Genomic DNA, 17,993 nt, shown 5'->3' with positions numbered 1-17,993 from the left:
GGGCCTTTAGTCATGGGACTCGAAGAAAAGCTGCCGAGCGGCTTCCTGCTGACCACCGTCGAGCAGGCCGCGGGCTGGGTGCGCAAGTCGTCCGTCTTCCCCGCCACGTTCGGCCTCGCGTGCTGCGCCATCGAGATGATGACCACCGGCGCCGGCCGTTACGACCTGGCGCGCTTCGGCATGGAGGTCTTCCGCGGGTCGCCGCGGCAGGCGGACCTGATGATCGTCGCGGGCCGGGTCAGCCAGAAGATGGCGCCGGTGCTGCGGCAGGTCTACGACCAGATGCCGAACCCCAAGTGGGTGATCTCCATGGGGGTCTGCGCCTCCTCGGGCGGCATGTTCAACAACTACGCGATCGTCCAGGGCGTCGACCACATCGTCCCGGTCGACATCTACCTCCCCGGCTGCCCGCCGCGGCCCGAGATGCTGATGGACGCCATCCTCAAGCTCCACCACAAGATCCAGAACTCCAAGCTCGGGGTGAACGCCGAGGAGGCGGCCCGCGAGGCGGAGGAGGCGGCGCTCAAGGCCCTGCCCACCATCGAGATGAAGGGGCTGCTGCGGTGAGCGACGCGAACAACACGTCGGGTGACGCGAACGGGGTGAACCCCGAGAAGGACCTCTCCGCGGAGAACCTTCCGGGCCAGCGCGGCCAGGGCGGCGAGGAGATCCGCGTCCAGCGCGGCATGTTCGGCGCCAACAACGGCGGCGACACCTCCGGCTACGGCGGGCTGGTCCGCTCCGTCCGGCTTCCCGGGCCGGCGAGCAGGCCCTACGGCGGCTGGTTCGACGAGGTCGCCGACGAACTCGAGGGCGCGCTGGAGGAACAGGGGCTGCTGCCCGAGAACGCCATCGAGAAGACGGTCGTCGACCGTGACGAACTGACCTTCCACATCGAGCGCGAGCACCTGGTCCGCGTCGCGAGGACCCTGCGCGACGACCCCGCGCTGCGCTTCGAGCTCTGCACCGGCGTCAGCGGCGTGCACTACCCGAACGACAAGGGCCGCGAGCTGCACGCCGTCTACCACCTGCGCTCGATCACCCACAACCGGCTGATCCGGCTCGAGGTCAGCGCCCCCGACAGCGACCCGCACATCCCGTCGCTGTTCACCGTCTACCCGACGAACGACTGGCACGAGCGCGAGACGTACGACTTCTTCGGCATCGTCTTCGACGGTCACCCGGCCCTGACGCGGATCATGATGCCGGACGACTGGCAGGGCCACCCGCAGCGCAAGGACTACCCCCTCGGCGGCATCCCCGTCGAGTACAAGGGCGCCCAGATCCCGGCTCCGGACCAGCGGAGGTCGTACTCATGAGCACGCACACCCCGTCCTCCGCATCGGCACGCGAGACCACCGAGGGCACCGTCTACACGGTCACCGGCGGCGACTGGGACGAGGTCGTCCAGACCGCGGCCCGCGCCGACGACGAGCGCATCGTCGTCAACATGGGACCGCAGCACCCGTCCACCCACGGCGTGCTCCGCCTGATCCTGGAGATCGACGGCGAGACGGTCACCGAGGCCCGCTGCGGCATCGGCTACCTGCACACCGGCATCGAGAAGAACCTCGAGTACCGGACCTGGACGCAGGGCACGACGTTCGTGACGCGCATGGACTACCTGACGCCGTTCTTCAACGAGACGGCGTACTGCCTGGGCGTCGAGAAGCTCCTCGGCATCGAGGACCAGATCCCGGACCGGGCCTCGGTCATCCGGGTCCTGCTGATGGAGCTGAACCGGCTCTCCTCGCACCTGGTGTGCATCGCCACCGGCGGCATGGAGCTCGGCGCCACCACGATCATGATCTACGGCTTCCGCGATCGTGAACTGATTCTCGACCTCTACGAGCTGATCACCGGCCTGCGGATGAACCACGCGTACATCCGCCCCGGAGGACTCGCCCAGGACCTGCCGCCGGGCGCGGTGGACCAGATGCGCGAGTTCGTGAAGAAGATGAAGAAGAACCTCCCGGAGTACGACAAGCTCGCCACCGGGAACCCCATCTTCAAGGCCCGCATGCAGGACGTCGGCTACCTCGACCTGGCCGGTTGCATGGCCCTCGGCGCCACCGGCCCGGTCCTGCGCTCCACCGGCCTGCCCCACGACCTGCGCAAGACCCAGCCGTACTGCGGTTACGAGACGTACGACTTCGACATCCCGACCGCCGACACCTGCGACTCCTACGGCCGTTTCCTGATCCGGCTGGAGGAGATGCGCCAGTCGCTGCGGATCATCGAGCAGTGCCTGGACCGACTCGAGCCCGGCCCCGTCATGGTCGCCGACAAGAAGATCGCCTGGCCCGCCCAGCTCGCGCTCGGACCGGACGGACTGGGCAACTCGCTGGACCACATCAAGAAGATCATGGGCACCTCCATGGAGGCCCTGATCCACCACTTCAAGCTGGTCACCGAGGGCTTCCGCGTGCCGCCGGGCCAGTCCTACACGGCGGTCGAGTCGCCCAAGGGCGAGCTCGGGGTGCACATCGTGTCCGACGGCGGCACCCGCCCCTACCGGGTCCACTTCCGCGACCCGTCCTTCACCAACCTGCAGGCCATGGCGGCGATGTGCGAGGGCGGCCAGGTCGCCGACGTCATCGTCGCGGTGGCGTCCATCGACCCCGTGATGGGAGGCGTCGACCGGTGACCACCTCTTCTTCGGACCGGGGCGTCAGCCTGGGCATGCCGGAACTGCCCGCGCCCGCGTACCCGGACGACGTCCGGGCCCGGCTGGAGGCCGACGCGCGCGAGGTCATCGCCCGCTACCCGGACTCCCGGTCCGCCCTCCTGCCGCTGCTGCACCTCGTGCAGTCGCAGGAAGGGCACGTCACCCGCACCGGCATGCAGTTCTGCGCGGACATGCTGGGCCTGACCACGGCCGAGGTCACGGCGGTCGCGACCTTCTACACCATGTACCGGCGCAGGCCGAGCGGCGACTACCAGGTCGGCGTCTGCACCAACACGCTGTGCGCGGTCATGGGCGGCGACGCGATCTTCGAGTCCCTCCAGGAGCACCTGGGCGTCGGCAACGGCGAGACCACCGACGACGGCAAGGTCACGCTGGAGCACATCGAGTGCAACGCGGCCTGCGACTTCGCCCCGGTCGTGATGGTCAACTGGGAGTTCTTCGACAACCAGACCCCGGCCAGCGTCCGGCGCCTCGTCGACGACCTGCGCGCGGGACGGCCGGTGACGCCCACGCGCGGTGCGCCGCTGTGCACCTTCAAGGAGACCGCCCGGATCCTGGCGGGCTTCCCCGACGAGCGGGACGGCGCCGTCGCGGCCGGCGGCAGCGCGGGGCCCGCCTCCCTGGCCGGGCTGAAGCTGGCGAAGGGCGAGGTGTCCGCCGCACGCGTGGTGCACCCGCGGGACGGCGGGCCGCACGACGCGCCGCAGGACCGGGCCGTGCACGACCCGTCGCCGACGCAGCACCTCAGCTCGCACGACGCGCCGCAGGACACATCGGCATCAGACCCGTCCCATCCGGCCGGGCCCGCAGCCGAGGAGGGGGAGTGATGACCTTGGCAGCCGAGATCAAGGACCACAGCCCGGAGAAGCTGCTCGCACCCGTGCTGTCGGCCTTCTGGGACGAGGACGAGTCCTGGACCCTGGACGTCTACCGCAGGCACGAGGGGTACGAAGGGCTCCGCAAGGCGCTGGCGATGTCGCCGGACGACCTGATCGCGTACGTCAAGGACTCCGGTCTGCGCGGCCGCGGCGGCGCCGGATTCCCGACCGGGATGAAGTGGCAGTTCATCCCCCAGGGAGACGGCAAGCCCCACTACCTCGTCGTCAACGCCGACGAGTCGGAGCCGGGGACCTGCAAGGACATCCCGCTCCTCTTCGCGAACCCGCACAGCCTCATCGAGGGCATCGTCATCGCGTGCTACGCCATCAGGTCGTCGCACGCCTTCATCTACCTGCGCGGCGAGGTCGTCCCCGTACTGCGGCGGCTGCACGAGGCCGTGCGCGAGGCCTACGCGGCGGGCTTCCTCGGCGAGAACATCCTGGGCAGCGGACTCGACCTGGAACTCACCGTGCACGCGGGCGCGGGCGCGTACATCTGCGGTGAGGAGACCGCACTGCTCGACTCGCTCGAAGGCCGCCGTGGCCAACCCCGGCTCCGTCCCCCCTTCCCCGCCGTCGCGGGCCTCTACGCGTGCCCCACTGTGGTGAACAACGTCGAGTCGATCGCGTCGGTTCCCGCCATCCTGCACAAGGGCAAGGACTGGTTCAGGTCCATGGGCAGCGAGAAGTCCCCGGGCTTCACGCTGTACTCGCTCAGCGGCCACGTCGCGAGCCCCGGCCAGTACGAGGCCCCGCTCGGCATCACCCTGCGCCAGCTCCTCGACATGAGCGGCGGGATGCGCCCCGGCCACCGGCTGAAGTTCTGGACGCCGGGCGGCTCCTCGACGCCGATGTTCACCGACGAGCACCTCGACGTGCCCCTCGACTACGAGGGAGTGGGCGCCGCCGGCTCCATGCTCGGCACCAAGGCGCTCCAGTGCTTCGACGAGACGACCTGCGTGGTGCGGGCCGTCACCCGCTGGACCGAGTTCTACGCCCACGAGTCCTGCGGCAAGTGCACGCCCTGCCGCGAAGGCACGTACTGGCTCGTGCAGTTGCTGCGCGACATCGAGGCCGGCAAGGGCTCGATGAGTGACCTCGACAAGCTGAACGACATCGCCGACAACATCAACGGCAAGTCCTTCTGTGCCCTCGGCGACGGTGCCGCCTCGCCGATCTTCTCCTCGTTGAAGTACTTCCGCGAGGAGTACGAGCAGCACATCACGGGCCGCGGCTGCCCCTTCGACCCGGCCAAGTCGACGGCCTGGGCCGACCGCACGGAGGTGAACGCATGACCGTGACCAGCAATGCTCCCTCGGGCGGAGGAGAGGCGGCCCTCCCGCCGGAGGACCTCGTCTCGCTGACGATCGACGGCATCGAGATCAGCGTGCCCAAGGGCACCCTGGTGATCCGGGCCGCCGAGCAGCTCGGCATCGAGATCCCCCGGTTCTGCGACCACCCGCTCCTCGACCCGGCCGGCGCCTGCCGCCAGTGCATCGTCGAGGTCGAGGGCCAGCGCAAGCCCGTGGCGTCCTGCACCATCACCTGCACCGACGGGATGGTGGTGAAGACCCACCTCACCTCGCCCGTCGCCGAGAAGGCCCAGCACGGGGTGATGGAGCTGCTGCTCATCAACCACCCGCTGGACTGCCCGGTCTGCGACAAGGGCGGCGAGTGCCCCCTGCAGAACCAGGCCATGTCGCACGGCCGGTCCGAGTCCCGCTTCGAGGGGAAGAAGCGGACCTACGAGAAGCCCGTGCCGATCTCGACGCAGGTGCTGCTCGACCGCGAGCGGTGCGTGCTGTGCGCCCGCTGCACCCGGTTCTCCAACCAGGTCGCGGGCGACCCGATGATCGAGCTGATCGAGCGGGGCGCGCTCCAGCAGGTCGGCACCGGCGAGGGCGACCCCTTCGAGTCGTACTTCTCCGGCAACACCATCCAGATCTGCCCGGTCGGCGCGCTCACCTCGGCGGCGTACCGGTTCCGCTCCCGCCCCTTCGACCTGATCTCCTCGCCGTCCGTGTGCGAGCACTGCTCCGGCGGCTGCGCGACCCGCACCGACCACCGGCGCGGCAAGGTCATGCGACGCCTCGCGGCCGACGACCCCGAGGTCAACGAGGAGTGGATCTGCGACAAGGGGCGGTTCGCCTTCCGGTACGCGCAGCAGCGCGACCGGCTGGAGACGCCCCTGGTGCGCAACGCGGAGGGCGAACTGGAACCGGCCTCCTGGCCGGAGGCCCTGCAGATCGCCGCCCAGGGACTGCTCGCCTCACGGGGCCGGACCGGCGTCCTGACCGGCGGCCGGCTCACCGTCGAGGACGCCTACGCGTACAGCAAGTTCGCGCGCGTGGCGCTCGACACCAACGACATCGACTTCCGCGCGCGCGTGCACAGCTCCGAGGAGGCCGACTTCCTGGCCGCCCGGATCGCCGGACGCGGCCGTGACCTCGACGGCACCGGCGTCACCTACACCGCGCTGGAGAAGGCGCCCGCCGTGCTGCTGGTCGGGTTCGAGGCCGAGGAGGAGGCCCCCGGCGTCTTCCTGCGGCTGCGCAAGGCCTGGCGCAAGCACGGGCTGAAGGTCTTCTCGCTGGCCACCCACGCCACCCGGGGTCTGGAGAAGGCCGGCGGCACGCTGCTGCCCGCCGCTCCCGGCACCGAGACCGAGTGGCTGGACGCGCTCGCGAGCGGCGTCGGCCTGGAGGACGGCGGCGCCCAGGCCGCCGAGGCCCTGCGCGCCGAGGGCGCCGTGATCGTCGTCGGCGAGCGGCTGGCCTCCGTGGCCGGCGGCCTCACCTCCGCCGTACGGACCGCCGCCGCGACCGGCGCCCGGCTGGCGTGGATCCCGCGCCGGGCCGGGGAGCGGGGCGCGATCGAGGCGGGCGCGCTGCCGTCGCTGCTGCCGGGCGGGCGCCCCGCGACCGACCCGCGCGCGCGTGAGGAGGTCGCCGCGGTCTGGGGCCTGGCCGACCTTCCGCACCGCTACGGCCGCGACACCGGCGAGATCGTCGAGGCCGCCGCGCGCGGTGAGCTCCAGGCGCTGCTGGTGGCGGGCGTGGAGGTCGCCGACCTGCCCGACCCGGCACGCGCGCGTGCGGCACTCGCCGAGGCCGGCTTCGTGGTGTCGCTGGAGCTGCGGCCCAGCGAGGTCACCCGGCACGCCGACGTGGTCCTGCCCGTCGCCGCGGTCGCCGAGAAGGCCGGGACCTTCCTCAACTGGGAGGGCAGGGTGCGCTTCTTCGAGGCCGCCCTCAAGCCCGACCAGATGACCCGCCGCCTCGCGCCCACCGACGGGCGCGTGCTCCAGATGCTCGCCGACGCCATGGACGTCCACCTGGGTCTGCCGGACCTGCGCACCACGCGCGCGGAGATCGACCGGCTCGGCGCCTGGGACGGGCCGCGGGCCGGCGAACCGCTGCACACAGCGAGCGCGCTGCCCCGGCCGGCCGCCGGGGAGGCCGTGCTCGCCGGGCACCGGCTGCTGCTCGACCAGGGCCTCCTCCAGCAGGGCGACGAGGCGCTCGCCGGCACCCGGCACGCCGCACGCGCGCGCGTGTCGGCCGCCACGGCCGCCGAGGCGGGCGTCAAGGACGGCGACCTCCTGGCCGTGACCGGCCCGCACGGAGCCGTCGAACTCCCGCTGGCGGTCACCGAGATGCCCGACCGGGTGGTGTGGCTCCCGCTGAACTCGGCCGGCCACGGCGTCGCCTCCGACGCCGGGGTGCTGCCCGGAACCCTCGTCCGCATCGGCCCGGCCACGCTCGCGGGCGAGGCCCCCAAGGAGGTGGAGGCATGAGCCCGTACCTCGCCGCTGAAGACCTCTCGATGTTCGGCACCGACCCGTGGTGGCTGGTCGTCGTCAAGGCGGTCTTCTGCTTCGCCTTCCTGATGGTGACCGTGCTCTTCTCCATCGTGTGGGAGCGCAAGGTCGTCGCCTGGATGCAGCTGCGCATCGGCCCCAACCGGCACGGCCCCTGGGGCATGCTCCAGTCGCTCGCCGACGGCATCAAGCTGATGCTCAAGGAAGACGTCATCGTCAAGCGCGCCGACAAGGCGGTGTACGTCCTGGCGCCGATCGTCGCGGCCATCCCGGCCTTCATGGCGATCGCGGTGATCCCCTTCGGGCCCGCCGGCAACGAGGTGTCGATCTTCGGTCACCGCACCGCCATGCAGCTCACCGACCTGCCGATCGCGATGCTGTTCATCCTCGCGGTAGCCTCGGTGGGCATCTACGGCATCGTGCTCGCCGGCTGGAGCTCCGGATCGACGTACCCGCTGCTCGGCGGGCTGCGGTCCTGCGCGCAGATGATCTCCTACGAGATCGCCATGGGCGCCGCGTTCGCCTCGGTGTTCCTCTACTCCGGTTCGATGTCCACCTCGGAGATCGTCGCCCAGCAGAACGACCGCTGGTACATCGTGCTGCTGCCGGTCTCCTTCATCCTCTACATCGTCACGATGGTCGGCGAGACCAACCGCGCCCCCTTCGACATGCCGGAGTCCGAGGGCGACCTGGTGGGCGGCTTCAACACCGAGTACTCGTCGATCAAGTTCGCGATGTTCATGCTCGCCGAGTACGTGAACATGGTGACGGTCTCGGCGGTCGCCACCACGCTGTTCCTCGGCGGCTGGCGGGCCCCGTGGCCCATCAGCACCTTCTGGGAGGGCGCCAACCACGGCTGGTGGCCGCTGCTCTGGTTCGTCGTCAAGGTCCAGCTGCTGCTGTTCTTCTTCATCTGGCTGCGCGGCACCCTCCCGCGCGTGCGCTACGACCAGCTGATGAAGCTCGGCTGGAAGGTCCTCATCCCGGTCTCCCTGGTCTGGCTGATGCTCGTCGCCACGGTGCGGGCCCTGAGGAACGAGAACTACGGCTTCACCGACATCGCCCTCTACATCGGCGGTGCCGTCCTGGCCCTGCTGCTGTTGTCCTTCGTCGCCGACATCTACCGCGACAAGGGCAAGGGCGACGGCGCCGAGGAGCCCGCCGGGGAACCGGCCGGCTTCGACCCGATGGCCGGCGGATTCCCCGTACCGCCGATGCCCGGACAGGAGTTGCCCCCGGTGCCGCGGCGCCGCCCGCGCCGGGACCGGGAGCTGATTGTCAGTGGCGGGACCGATACTCAGGGTGACGGACCTCTGGGCGGATCTACGGATGGAAAGGAGGCGTCCGATGGCTGAGGAACCCAAGGAGACCAACCCCGGTTTCCTGAACCCCGTGGCCGGCTTCGGCGTGACCTTCAAGGCCATGTTCAAGAAGCGGCTCACCGAGCAGTACCCGGAGCAGCACAAGACCACCGCTCCGCGCTTCCACGGACGGCACCAGCTCAACCGCCATCCGGACGGCCTGGAGAAGTGCGTCGGCTGCGAACTGTGCGCCTGGGCGTGTCCCGCCGACGCGATCTATGTGGAGGGCGCGGACAACACGGACGAGGAGCGCTACTCGCCGGGCGAGCGGTACGGCCGCGTCTACCAGATCAACTACGCCCGCTGCATCCTGTGCGGCCTGTGCATCGAGGCGTGCCCCACGCGCGCGCTGACGATGACCAACGAGTTCGAGCTGGCCGACTCCAGCCGCGCCAACCTCATCTTCACCAAGGAGCAGCTGCTCGCCGGCCTGGAGGAGGGGATGGTCGACTCGCCCCACGCCATCTACCCGGGGACGGACGAGCAGGACTACTACCGGGGCCTGGTCACCGAGGCCGCGCCCGGCACCGTGCAGCAGGTCGCCCACTCCAAGGGGGAGGTCGTCCAGGAGGGCGACTCGACCTTCGGCGGGACCGAGCCGGCGTCGGAGGAGGTGATCCGCCGATGACCGCGCAGCTCGCCGCCGCAGCGACTCTCTCCGCCGGCACCTCCACCGGAGAGGCCGTCCAGTTCTGGATCCTCGGCACGGTCGCGGTGATCGGCGCCCTGTGCACCGTCTTCATGAAGAAGGCCGTGCACAGCGCGCTCTGCCTCGCCGGGACCATGATCGTGTTGGCGGTGTTCTACCTCGCCAACGGTGCCTACTTCCTCGGCATCGTGCAGATCGTCGTCTACACCGGCGCGGTCATGATGCTGTTCCTGTTCGTGGTGATGCTCGTCGGCGTCACCGCGGCGGACTCCCTGAAGGAGACCATCAAGGGCCAGCGCTGGCTGGCCCTGGCCAGCGGGCTCGGCTTCGGCATCCTGCTGATCGCCGGCATCGGCAACGCGTCCCTCAAGGAGTTCGACGGCCTCGCCCAGGCCAACGCGAACGGCAACGTGGAGGGCATCGCGTCCCTCGTCTTCACCAAGTACGTCTTCGCCTTCGAGATCACCGGCGCGCTGCTCATCACGGCGGCCGTCGGCGCCATGGTGCTCACCCACCGCGAGCGCACCGAGCGGGCCAAGACGCAGCGCGAGCTGTCCGAGGAGCGCGTCCGCGACGGCAAGTACCTGCCGCCGCTGCCCGCGCCCGGCGTCTACGCCCGGCACAACGCGGTCGACATCGCGGGCCTGCTGCCCGACGGCACCCCGTCCGAGCTCACCGTCAGCAAGACGCTGCGCGAGCGGGGCCAGGTACGCGACGTCTCGATGGAGGCGCTGAACGACCTCAAGGCCCTGGAGCAGCGTGCCGAGGAGCGTCTGGAGCGCAAGGCGGTCGGTCCGGCCACCTTCAAGCGGTCCGAGGAGGCGTCGAAGTGAACCCCGTCAACTACCTCTACCTCGCGGCCCTGTTGTTCACGATCGGCGCCACCGGTGTGCTGATCCGGCGCAACGCGATCGTGGTCTTCATGTGCGTCGAGCTGATGCTCAACGCCTGCAACCTCGCGTTCGTCGCCTTCTCCCGGATGCACGGCAATCTCGACGGCCAGATCATCGCCTTCTTCACGATGGTCGTCGCCGCCGCGGAGGTCGTGGTCGGGCTCGCGATCATCGTGTCCCTGTTCCGTTCCCGCCACTCGGCCTCGGTCGACGACGCCAGCCTGATGAAGCTGTAAGGGGCTGAAACGTGGAGAACCTGATTGCGCTGCTGGTGGCGGCGCCTCTGCTCGGAGCGGCGGTCCTGCTCTGCGGTGGCCGTCGGCTGGACGCCGTCGGCCACTGGATCGGCACGCTGCTGGCCGCCGCGTCCTTCGTGATCGGCGTCGTCCTCTTCGCCGACATGCTCGGCAGCGGCGCCGAGGACCGCACCCTGACGCAGCACCTGTTCAGCTGGATCCCGGTGGAGGGATTCCAGGCCGACGTCGCCTTCCGGCTCGACCAGCTGTCGATGACGTTCGTCCTGCTGATCACCGGCGTCGGCTCGCTGATCCACCTGTACTCGGTCGCGTACATGGAGCACGACGAGCGGCGCCGCCGCTTCTTCGGCTATCTGAACCTGTTCCTCGCGGCGATGCTGATCCTCGTCCTCGCCGACAACTACCTGCTGCTGTACGTCGGCTGGGAGGGCGTCGGTCTCGCCTCCTACCTGCTGATCGGCTTCTGGCAGCACAAGCCCAGCGCGGCCACGGCCGCGAAGAAGGCCTTCCTGGTCAACCGCGTCGGCGACATGGGCCTGTCGATCGCGATCATGCTGATGTTCCTCTGGTTCGGCACCTTCGCCTTCGGGCCGGTGCTCGGTTCGCTGGAGGAGCCCGGCCTCGCGGGACAGGCCGGCGAGGGCAAGCTCACCGCGATCGCGCTGATGCTGCTGCTCGCCGCCTGCGGCAAGTCCGCCCAGGTGCCGCTGCAGTCCTGGCTCGGTGACGCGATGGAGGGCCCGACCCCGGTCTCCGCCCTCATCCACGCCGCGACCATGGTGACCGCGGGTGTGTATCTGATCGTCCGCTCGGCAGCCGTCTTCAACGGCGCTCCGGACGCCCAGCTGGTGGTCACGATCGTCGGCGCGGTCACGCTGCTGTTCGGTGCGATCGTCGGTTGCGCGAAGGACGACATCAAGAAGGCGCTGGCCGGCTCGACCATGTCGCAGATCGGCTACATGGTGCTGGCGGCGGGCCTCGGCCCCATCGGCTACGTCTTCGCGATCATGCACCTGGTGACGCACGGCTTCTTCAAGGCCGGGCTGTTCCTCGGCGCCGGCTCCGTCATGCACGGCATGAACGACGAGGTCGACATGCGCCGCTACGGCGGCCTGCGCACGTACATGCCGGTCACCTTCGTCACCTTCGGCCTCGGCTACCTCGCCATCATCGGCTTCCCGGGCCTGTCCGGCTTCTTCTCCAAGGACAAGATCATCGAGGCGGCGTTCGCCAAGGGCGGCACCGAGGGCTGGATCCTCGGCGCCTGCGCCCTGCTGGGCGCGGCCATCACCGCGTACTACATGACGCGCGTGATGCTGATGACGTTCTTCGGCGAGGAGCGCTGGCGCAAGGCCCCGACGCCGTCCCCGGCCGAGCCCGACGTGGAGCCGGCCGCCGAGACGCGCGGCGAGTACGAACCGCCGCACCCGCACGAGTCCCCGAAGACCATGACGATCCCGATGATCGTGCTGGCCGTCGGATCGGTGGCGGGCGGCGCCTTCTTCAGCATCGGCGACCGCTTCCTGCACTGGCTCGAGCCCATCACCGGGCACAGCCACGGTGACGCGCCGATCAGCGCCGGGGTGGTCACCGGGGCCACCGTGGCCTGCATGGTCATCGGCGTGGCGATCGCCTGGGCGCAGTACGGACGGCGTCCGGTCCCGGCCGTCGCCCCGCGAGGGTCGCTGCTCACCCGGGCCGCCCGGCGCGACCTGCTCCAGGACGACTTCAACCACGTCGTCCTGGTCCGCGGCGGCGAGCACCTCACGCGCTCGCTGGTCTACGTCGACCACACCCTGGTCGACGGAGTCGTCAACGGCACGGCGGCCTCGGTCGGCGGCCTGTCCGGGCGGATGCGCAAGCTGCAGAACGGCTTCGCGCGCTCGTACGCGGTCTCGATGTTCGGCGGTGCGGCGGTCCTCGTCGCCGCGACCCTGCTGATGAGGGCGGTCTGATACCGATGTCCTTTCCCCTGCTGACAGCGACGGCGGTGGTCCCGGCCGTCGGGGCGATCGCCACGGCCGCCGTGCCGGCCGCGAAACGCGGCTTCGCCAAGTGGCTGGCGCTGGCCTTCTCGATCGCCACCTTCGTCCTCGCCGAGCTGGTGGTCGTCCGCTTCGACCCCGACGGCGACCGCTACCAGCTCACCGAGTCGCACTCCTGGATCGCGGACTTCGGGGTGCGGTACGAACTGGGCGTGGACGGCATCGCCGTGGCGCTCATCGCGCTGACCGCCCTGCTCGTCCCCTTCATCATCCTCGCGGGCTGGCACGACGCCGACCCGCTGGAGACCGGCAGCAAGCGGTGGCGGCCGACGCAGGGCTTCTTCGCCCTGATCCTGGCCGTCGAGGCGATGGTGATCATCTCCTTCGAGGCCACCGACGTCTTCCTCTTCTACATCTTCTTCGAAGCCATGCTGATCCCGCTGTACTTCCTGATCGGCGGCTTCGGGGACCGGGCCCACGAGCACGGTGAGAAGACGGCCGCCACGCAGCGGTCGTACGCGGCGGTGAAGTTCCTCCTCTACAACCTGGCCGGCGGTCTGGTCATGCTGGCCGCGGTGATCGGGCTGTACGTGGTCGCCGGGAACTTCTCCCTCACCGAGATCGCCGAGGCGCGGGCCAACGGGTCGCTGGACATGGCGACCAACACCGAACGCTGGCTGTTCCTGGGCTTCTTCTTCGCCTTCGCGGTGAAGGCGCCGCTGTGGCCGCTGCACACCTGGCTGCCCAACGCGATGGGGGAGGCCACCGCGCCGGTCGCGGTGCTCATCACGGCCGTCGTCGACAAGGTCGGCACCTTCGCGATGCTCCGCTTCTGCCTGCAGCTGTTCCCGGAGGCGAGCAAGTGGGCGACGCCCGCGATCCTCGTCCTGGCGGTGATCAGCATCATCTACGGGGCGCTGCTCGCGGTCGGCCAGCGCGACATCAAGCGTCTGATCGCCTACGCGTCGATCTCGCACTTCGGCTTCATCATCATGGGCATCTTCGCGATGACCAGCCAGGGCCAGTCCGGCGCGACCCTGTACATGGTCAACCACGGCATCTCGACGGCCGTGCTGATGCTGATCGCCGGCTTCCTGATCTCCCGGCGCGGCTCGCGGCTCATCGCCGACTACGGCGGTGTGCAGAAGGTCGCCCCGGTGCTCGCCGGCACGTTCCTGATCGGTGGCCTGGCCACCCTGTCGCTGCCGGGTCTCGCGCCCTTCGTCAGCGAGTTCCTGGTGCTGGTGGGGACGTTCACGCGCTATCCGGTGATCGGCATCATCGCCACCTTCGGCATCGTCCTCGCCGCGCTCTACACCCTCGTCCTGTACCAGCGGACGATGACCGGGCCGGTGAAGCCCGAGGTGACGGCCATGCCCGACCTGCGGGTGCGTGAGCTGGTGGTCGTGGCACCGCTGGTGGCGCTGCTGATCTTCCTGGGCGTCTACCCGAAGCCCATCACGGACATCGTCAACCCGGCGGTGCAGCAGACCATGTCCGACGTACACAAGAAGGACCCCCAGCCCGAGGTGGAGGCGGCCAAGTGAGCGCATCAGCCGTCCACAGCCTGTGGACAACGGCGGCAACGGCGGCCGACCCGATCGCGAAGATCGACGCACCGAAGATCGAGTACGGGCAGCTCGCGCCCACGCTCATCGTCATCGGCGCGGCGATCGTCGGAATCCTGGTCGAGGCCTTCGTGCCGCGCAGGTCCCGCTACTACGCACAGATCTTCGTGTCCGTCGTCGCGCTCGTCGCCGCCTTCGCCGCGGTCGTCGCGCTCGCGGCGCGCGGATACGGCACGACCAAGGCGGGCATCGCGGCGATGGGCGCCATCGCCGTCGACGGACCGGCCCTCTTCCTGCAGGGCACGATCCTGCTGGCGGCGCTGGTCGGCGTGTTCACCTTCGCCGAGCGGCGGCTCGACCCGGAGACGCACGGCAACCGCGTCGACTCCTTCGCCGCGCAGGCCGCGTCCGTGCCGGGCAGCGAGAGCGAGCAGAAGGCGGTGAAGGCCGGGTTCACCACCACCGAGGTGTTCCCGCTGCTGCTCTTCGCCGTCGCCGGCATGCTGATCTTCCCGGCGGCCAACGACCTGCTGACGCTGTTCGTCGCCCTGGAGGTCTTCTCCCTCCCGCTGTACCTGCTGTGCGCGCTGGCCCGGCGCAAGCGGCTGCTGTCGCAGGAGGCGGCGGTCAAGTACTTCCTGCTCGGCGCGTTCGCCTCCGCGTTCACCCTGTTCGGCATCGCCCTGCTCTACGGCTACTCGGGCTCGATGTCGTACGGCACGATCGCGCAGGTCGTCGACGGCACCGTGCAGAACGTCACCCCGGCGCTCGCCGGGACCATGGGCAACGACGCGCTGCTGCTCGTCGGGTCCGCGCTGATCGTCATGGGCCTGCTGTTCAAGGTGGGCGCGGTGCCGTTCCACATGTGGACGCCGGACGTGTACCAGGGCGCGCCGACGCCGGTGACCGGCTTCATGGCGGCGGCGACCAAGGTCGCGGCCTTCGGCGCCCTGCTGCGCATCCTCTACGTCGTCCTGCCCGGCCTGCGCTGGGACTGGCGGCCGGTGATGTGGGCCGTGGCGATCGTCACCATGCTGGGCGGCGCGATCGTCGCGATCACCCAGACGGACATCAAGCGGCTGCTGGCGTACTCGTCGATCGCGCACGCGGGCTTCATCCTCGCGGGTGTCATCGCGACCACGCCGGACGGCGTCTCGTCCGTCCTCTTCTACCTGGCCGCGTACTCCTTCGTGACGATCGGCGCCTTCGCGGTGGTCACGCTGGTGCGCGACGCGGGCGGTGAGGCGACGCACCTGTCGAAGTGGGCGGGGCTCGGGCGCAGGTCGCCGCTGGTGGCGGCCGTGTTCGCGGTGTTCCTGCTGGCGTTCGCCGGCATCCCGCTGACCTCCGGTTTCTCGGGCAAGTTCGCCGTGTTCAAGGCGGCGGCGGAGGGCGGCGCGGCCCCGCTGGTCGTGATCGGTGTGATCTCGTCGGCGATCGCGGCGTTCTTCTACATCCGCGTGATCGTGCTGATGTTCTTCAGCGAGCCGCGGCCCGAGGGGCCGACCGTCGCGGTGCCGTCCCCGCTGACCATGACGGCGATCGGCGTCGGAGTGGCGGTCACGGTGGTCCTCGGCGTGGCGCCGCAGTACTTCCTGGACCTGGCCGGACAGGCGGGGGTGTTCGTGCGCTGACGCGGCGCCCGCGCCTTTCACGGCAGCGGCCCGGCACCTCTCCGTGGGTGCCGGGCCGCTGGTCCGTCCCGGGCCGGACCGGGGCAGCCTCGGCCTTCGCTCCGGCACCGGAGCCTGTGGACAACTCCGGGGCTGTCGGCGCGGGCCCCTATCGTTGAGGCAGTGGTCGGGACAGGACGGGCGCGGCAGGACGTACGGGGGACGGGACGATGGGCGTGATCGGCGAGATGACAGAGACGGCAGAGGCCGGACGGCTGGACAGCGAGACGCTGGCCACGCTGCACCGGGTCTTCGGGTACGAGGCCTTCCGCGGTGAGCAGGAGGCGGTCGTCGACCACGTGGTGGCGGGCGGCGACGCCGTCGTGCTCATGCCCACCGGCGGCGGCAAGTCGCTGTGCTACCAGATCCCGGCCCTGGTCAGGCCCGGCACGGGCATCGTGGTCTCGCCGCTCATCGCCCTGATGCAGGACCAGGTGGACGCGCTGCGCGCCCTCGGGGTGCAGGCCGGGTTCATGAACTCCACGCAGGACTTCGACGAGCGGCGGGTGGTGGAGGCCGAGTTCCTCGCCGGTGAGCTGGACCTGCTGTACCTGGCGCCCGAGCGGCTGCGGCTGGAGAGCACCCTCGACCTGCTCTCCCGCGGCAAGATCTCCCTCTTCGCGATCGACGAGGCGCACTGCGTCTCCCAGTGGGGCCACGACTTCCGGCCCGACTACCTGGCCCTGTCCCTGCTCGGCGAGCGCTGGCCGGACGTGCCCCGGCTCGCGCTCACGGCGACGGCCACGCACGCCACCCACCGCGAGATCACCGAGCGGCTGAACATGCCGGCGGCGCGGCACTTCGTGGCCAGCTTCGACCGGCCCAACATCCAGTACCGGATCGTGCCGAAGACCGACCCCAGGAAGCAGCTGCTGAACTTCCTGCGCGAGGAGCACGCCGGGGACGCGGGCATCGTCTACTGCCTCTCGCGCAATTCCGTCGACAAGACCGCCGAGTTCCTGTCGCGCAACGGCATCGAGGCCGTGCCGTACCACGCGGGCCTGGACGCGGGCACCCGCGCGGCGCACCAGTCGAGGTTCCTGCGCGAGGAGGGCCTGGTGGTCGTGGCGACCATCGCCTTCGGCATGGGCATCGACAAGCCGGACGTCCGCTTCGTCGCGCACCTCGACCTGCCCAAGTCGGTCGAGGGCTACTACCAGGAGACCGGCCGCGCCGGCCGGGACGGGCTGCCGTCGACGGCCTGGATGGCGTACGGGCTCAACGACGTCGTACAGCAGCGCAAGCTGATCCAGTCCGGTGAGGGCGACGAGGCGTTCCGCCGCCGGGCCCAGTCCCACCTGGACGCGATGCTCGCCCTGTGCGAGACCGTCCGGTGCCGCCGCGGGCAGCTCCTCGCCTACTTCGGACAGGACCCGGACCCGGCCGGCTGCGGCAACTGCGACACCTGCCTCTCCCCGCCCGAGACCTGGGACGGCACGGTGGCGGCGCAGAAGGTCCTGTCGACCGTGGTGCGGCTGAAGCGGGAGCGCGGGCAGAAGTTCGGCGCCGGCCAGATCATCGACATCCTGCTGGGCAAGCGCACGGCCAAGGTGATCCAGTTCGACCACGACCAGCTCTCCGTCTTCGGCATCGGCGAGGAGCTGACCGAGGGCGAGTGGCGGGGCGTCACCCGGCAGCTGCTGGCCCAGGGGCTGCTCGCGGTCGAGGGCGAGTACGGCACGCTGGTGCTGACCGAGGACAGCGGGGCGGTGCTGCGGCGCGAGCGGGAGGTGCCGCTGCGCAAGGAACCCAAGAAGCCGGCCACCGCCAAGTCGGCGGGCGGCGGACGCGGCGACCGCAAGGCCAAGGCCGCCGCGGTCGAACTGCCCCCGGAGCTGCAGCCCGCCTTCGAGGCGCTGCGTGCCTGGCGCGCGGAGCAGGCCCGGGAGCAGGGCGTCCCGGCGTACGTCATCTTCCACGACGCCACCCTGAGGGAGATCGCCACCGTCTGGCCCACCTCGGTCGGGCAGCTCGGGGGCATCAGCGGAGTCGGCGAGAAGAAGCTGGCGACGTACGGGGAGGGTGTGGTCGAGGTGCTGGCGGGTCTGGGCGGACCGGCCGCTGCCACGGCGCCCGCGCCGGCTCCGTCGGCCGGCCCGGGCACAGGTTCCTCCGGCCCGGGCACAGGTTCCTCCTCGGGAACCGGCGCGGACGACTGGCCCGAGCACGAGCACGAGCACGAGCCCGAGCCGGAGCCTGAGGACTGGATATAGGGACTCG

14 protein-coding genes are annotated in these 17,993 nt (G+C 70.3%); all 14 read left to right on the top strand.

Annotated elements, in window-relative coordinates; genetic code table 11:
- Positions 1 to 12 precede the first annotated feature (12 nt).
- The 14 genes from IEZ05_RS31965 (at position 13) to recQ (ending at position 17,986) form a co-directional block, all read left to right on the top strand.
- Entirely contained in the window at positions 13 to 567 is a 555-nt protein-coding gene (locus tag IEZ05_RS31965; RefSeq protein ID WP_029381065.1) for a NuoB/complex I 20 kDa subunit family protein, read from the top strand.
- Positions 564 to 1,319, top strand: coding sequence for an NADH-quinone oxidoreductase subunit C (locus IEZ05_RS31960; protein WP_189233795.1), 756 nt, complete (start codon positions 564 to 566; stop codon positions 1,317 to 1,319). The genes IEZ05_RS31965 and IEZ05_RS31960 overlap by 4 nt, the downstream gene beginning before the upstream one ends.
- The gene (locus IEZ05_RS31955) at positions 1,316 to 2,647 is read left to right on the top strand and encodes an NADH-quinone oxidoreductase subunit D (RefSeq protein ID WP_189233794.1); all 1,332 of its coding nucleotides are present in this window, start codon (positions 1,316 to 1,318) and stop codon (positions 2,645 to 2,647) included. Before IEZ05_RS31960 ends, IEZ05_RS31955 begins: the two co-directional genes overlap by 4 nt.
- Complete coding sequence (nuoE, locus tag IEZ05_RS31950) at positions 2,644 to 3,516, top strand: NADH-quinone oxidoreductase subunit NuoE (RefSeq protein WP_189233793.1); 873 nt, start codon at positions 2,644 to 2,646, stop codon at positions 3,514 to 3,516. Before IEZ05_RS31955 ends, nuoE begins: the two co-directional genes overlap by 4 nt.
- Positions 3,513 to 4,862 (top strand): NADH-quinone oxidoreductase subunit NuoF, encoded by a 1,350-nt coding sequence (gene nuoF / locus IEZ05_RS31945; RefSeq protein WP_189233792.1) that lies wholly within the window; start codon positions 3,513 to 3,515, stop codon positions 4,860 to 4,862. Before nuoE ends, nuoF begins: the two co-directional genes overlap by 4 nt.
- The gene (locus tag IEZ05_RS31940; RefSeq protein WP_189233791.1) at positions 4,859 to 7,363 is read left to right on the top strand and encodes an NADH-quinone oxidoreductase subunit G; all 2,505 of its coding nucleotides are present in this window, start codon (positions 4,859 to 4,861) and stop codon (positions 7,361 to 7,363) included. The genes nuoF and IEZ05_RS31940 overlap by 4 nt, the downstream gene beginning before the upstream one ends.
- Positions 7,360 to 8,742, top strand: coding sequence for an NADH-quinone oxidoreductase subunit NuoH (nuoH, locus tag IEZ05_RS31935; protein ID WP_189233790.1), 1,383 nt, complete (start codon positions 7,360 to 7,362; stop codon positions 8,740 to 8,742). The genes IEZ05_RS31940 and nuoH overlap by 4 nt, the downstream gene beginning before the upstream one ends.
- Entirely contained in the window at positions 8,735 to 9,376 is a 642-nt protein-coding gene (gene nuoI, locus IEZ05_RS31930; RefSeq protein WP_161164992.1) for an NADH-quinone oxidoreductase subunit NuoI, read from the top strand. Before nuoH ends, nuoI begins: the two co-directional genes overlap by 8 nt.
- The gene (locus tag IEZ05_RS31925) at positions 9,373 to 10,230 is read left to right on the top strand and encodes an NADH-quinone oxidoreductase subunit J (RefSeq protein ID WP_189233789.1); all 858 of its coding nucleotides are present in this window, start codon (positions 9,373 to 9,375) and stop codon (positions 10,228 to 10,230) included. The genes nuoI and IEZ05_RS31925 overlap by 4 nt, the downstream gene beginning before the upstream one ends.
- On the top strand, positions 10,227 to 10,526 hold the full coding sequence (gene nuoK, locus IEZ05_RS31920) for an NADH-quinone oxidoreductase subunit NuoK (RefSeq protein WP_004927567.1): 300 nt from the start codon (positions 10,227 to 10,229) through the stop codon (positions 10,524 to 10,526). Before IEZ05_RS31925 ends, nuoK begins: the two co-directional genes overlap by 4 nt.
- 11 nt (positions 10,527 to 10,537) lie before the next feature.
- Entirely contained in the window at positions 10,538 to 12,502 is a 1,965-nt protein-coding gene (nuoL, locus tag IEZ05_RS31915) for an NADH-quinone oxidoreductase subunit L (RefSeq protein ID WP_189233788.1), read from the top strand.
- Positions 12,503 to 12,507: 5 nt separating this feature from the next.
- Positions 12,508 to 14,079, top strand: a complete 1,572-nt coding sequence (locus IEZ05_RS31910) for an NADH-quinone oxidoreductase subunit M (protein WP_189233787.1) — start codon at positions 12,508 to 12,510, stop codon at positions 14,077 to 14,079.
- Positions 14,076 to 15,734: an NADH-quinone oxidoreductase subunit NuoN gene (gene nuoN, locus IEZ05_RS31905; RefSeq protein WP_189233786.1), complete on the top strand. Its 1,659-nt coding sequence runs from the start codon at positions 14,076 to 14,078 to the stop codon at positions 15,732 to 15,734. Before IEZ05_RS31910 ends, nuoN begins: the two co-directional genes overlap by 4 nt.
- Before the next feature lie 227 nt (positions 15,735 to 15,961).
- Positions 15,962 to 17,986 (top strand): DNA helicase RecQ, encoded by a 2,025-nt coding sequence (recQ, locus tag IEZ05_RS31900; RefSeq protein WP_189233785.1) that lies wholly within the window; start codon positions 15,962 to 15,964, stop codon positions 17,984 to 17,986.
- Positions 17,987 to 17,993: the final 7 nt, after the last annotated feature.

The sequence above is a fragment of the Streptomyces flaveolus genome, assembly GCF_014648815.1.
Taxonomy (GTDB): Bacteria; Actinomycetota; Actinomycetes; order Streptomycetales; family Streptomycetaceae; genus Streptomyces; species Streptomyces flaveolus.
This window is presented reverse-complemented; position numbering and strand designations above follow the sequence as displayed.